General features: G+C 56.6%; 1 protein-coding gene and 1 rRNA gene. Both read right to left on the bottom strand.

Annotated elements, in window-relative coordinates:
- Positions 1–79: 79 nt before the first annotated feature.
- The gene (locus QMX98_RS33965) at positions 80–1,960 is read right to left on the bottom strand and encodes a methyl-accepting chemotaxis protein (RefSeq protein ID WP_282412056.1); all 1,881 of its coding nucleotides are present in this window, start codon (positions 1,958–1,960) and stop codon (positions 80–82) included.
- A gap of 344 nt (positions 1,961–2,304) precedes the next feature.
- Positions 2,305–2,420: ribosomal RNA gene (gene rrf, locus QMX98_RS33960) — 5S ribosomal RNA — on the bottom strand.
- Positions 2,421–2,606: the final 186 nt, after the last annotated feature.

The following is a 2,606-nucleotide window of genomic DNA, read 5'->3' as shown; positions in this document are numbered from 1 at the left end:
CGCTACTACAGGGTTTTCCATGCCCTGTAGGAGCGAGGCTTGCCCGCGAAGAACGATAACGCAGTAGAACTGACCCGAATCAGATCTTGAAGCTATCGACCAGTTGCTTCAACCGGTTCGCCTGCAACGACAACGCATCACAATCCTTCAACGTTTCATTGAGGTTCGCCACGCTCTGCTGGTTCAACAAGTTGATCTGGTTGACGTCGACATTGAGGGTTTCCACTACCGCCGTCTGCTCTTCGGTCGCCGCGGCCACCGACTGGTTCATGCCGTCGATTTCGCCGATGCGCTGCGTCACGCTGACCAATCGCAGGCCCGCCTGATTCGCCACTTCGACACTCTCTTCACTGGAGACCTGACTGGCATTCATGGTCGTCACTGCTTCGCGAGAACCGATCTGCAGCGAGGTGATCATCTTGTGGATCTCTTCCGCCGACTCCTGTGTGCGATGCGCCAGGTTGCGCACTTCGTCCGCCACGACCGCAAAACCACGACCGGCTTCACCGGCACGCGCCGCTTCGATGGCGGCGTTGAGCGCCAGCAAGTTGGTCTGCTGGGAGATGCCTTTGATCACATCCAGAATGTGCCCGATGTTGTCAGTGCTGGCGTTCAGGGTTTCGATCTGGGTGCAGGACAGGCTGATTTTCTGCGACAACTCGGTCATGGCCAGGATGGTTTTCTCTACTACCTGACGACCATCATCCGCCTGCTCACTTGCACCGCTTGCATGCTGCGAAGCATCGGCAGCATTGCGGGCGATTTCCTGGGTGGCGGCACCCAATTGGTTGATGGCGGCAGCCACGCTGTTGGTGCGCGCGCTTTGTTCGTCGGAGCCGATGATCGAGGCGTTGGACGATGCCATTACGCGCTGCGACAAATCGTGGACCTGGCGGGTCGCCGAGGACACTTCGGAAATCGATGCGTGAATCCGCTCCACGAACTGGTTGAACGAACCACCCAACTCGCCGAACTCGTCTTTGCTTTCCACGGCCAGACGACGGGTCAGGTCGCCCTCGCCCTGGGCGATATCCTGCATCGCGCGGCCCATGGTGGTCAGCGGACGCATCAGCACGTTGATCAGCAGGCTCAACAGCACGGCAATCACACTGACGGCGATGAACATTGCAATCAACGCCGAAGTGCGGAATTGACTCAGTGGTGCGTAGGCCTTTTCCTTGTCGATCGACAGACCGATGTACCACTCGGCATTCGGCAAACCGATCACCGGGGTGAACGAGAGGATGCGGTCCTGCTTGTTCAGGGTAACGTCCTGATTGCCCTTCTCGATGCGCACGCCAGAGTTTGGATAAATGTCCTTCAGGTTTTTCATCACCTGGTCTTTGTCCGGGCTGACGATCACCTGACCGTCGGCACTGACCAGGAACGCGTGGCCGATGCCACCGAAGTCCACCGAGTTGATGATCTTTACCAGGGTCTCCAGGCTCAGATCACCGCCGACCACGCCGAGCAATTCGCCGTTCTTTTTCACCGGCATGGCGATGGTCACCACCAACCCACCGACGGCGGCCATGTACGGCGGCGTCAGCATGGTCTTATCGGCAGCCACGGCTTGTTTGTACCAGGGACGCTGACGCGGATCGTAACCGTCCGGCATCTTCGCGTCAGGGCGTTGGGTGAACACGCCGTTGGCCTGGCCGACGTAAGTGAACTGGAAGTTCGAGGTGAAGGCCGGTTGATCAACCAGTCCGGGAAGGTCCGCATTGGCGCCTTGATGAGCGACGTTCTGGGCGAGGTTTTCCAGCACCAGCACACGGCCGCTCATCCAGTTCTGCACGCTGCTGGCGGTCAGATCGCCAGCTTGCTGGACGGAGGACTCGAGGTTTTGCCGGATCGTGTTTCGCTGCAGATAGTCGTTGTACAAAGTGAACAACGCAAAAGCCAGCACCACGACGCCAGAGGCGGCCAGAAGGATTTTATGGCTGAACTTGAGATTCATTTCATGGGACTTCTTATGCAAAAAGTGGGGATGCGTTCCAGGTGCAACATTCCATGTAACAGCGCAGGCGGAATTCTTCGGTCGCGCTACTTTGGTGCACGCATGTCTCACTAGTCTTTCGGCACTAGTCGGAGAAATCTTAGGGGTTTGTATGAAATGACCGACATTCCCGCCGAACGGCGCTCTAGAGCCGTTGGAGCTCGATGCACTTATTGGACATCAACACTGGGCAAGGGTGTGGCGCAGAAGTGGCATGACTCGCGGGGGATAATGACCTGACGTTTTTAGGAGCCAAAACGACAAAACCCCTGTCTGCGTTAGCAGACAGGGGTTTCGGAATTCAATCTTGACGATGACCTACTCTCACATGGGGAAACCCCACACTACCATCGGCGATGCATCGTTTCACTGCTGAGTTCGGGATGGGATCAGGTGGTTCCAATGCTCTATGGTCGTCAAGAAATTCTGTGACCAGCCCGTTACAGTCGTAACGTGCCAGCAAAATTGGTGACTTCTACTAAAACAAAACCCCTACCTGCATACGCAGATAGGGGTTTCGGAATTTAATCTTGACGATGACCTACTCTCACATGGGGAAACCCCACACTACCATCGGCGATGCATCGTTTCACTGCTGAGTTCGGGA

It is taken from the genome of Pseudomonas sp. PS02303 (genome assembly GCF_029959925.1).
GTDB lineage: Bacteria > Pseudomonadota > Gammaproteobacteria > Pseudomonadales > Pseudomonadaceae > Aquipseudomonas > Aquipseudomonas mandelii.
The sequence above is the reverse complement of the archived record's forward strand: the minus strand, read 5'-3'. Positions and strand labels throughout refer to the sequence as shown.

Coding starts and splice junctions, on each gene's coding strand:
- QMX98_RS33965 (WP_282412056.1), bottom strand. CDS start 1,960: ATGAATCTCAAGTTCAGCCATAAAATCCTTCTGGCCGCCTCTGGCGTC.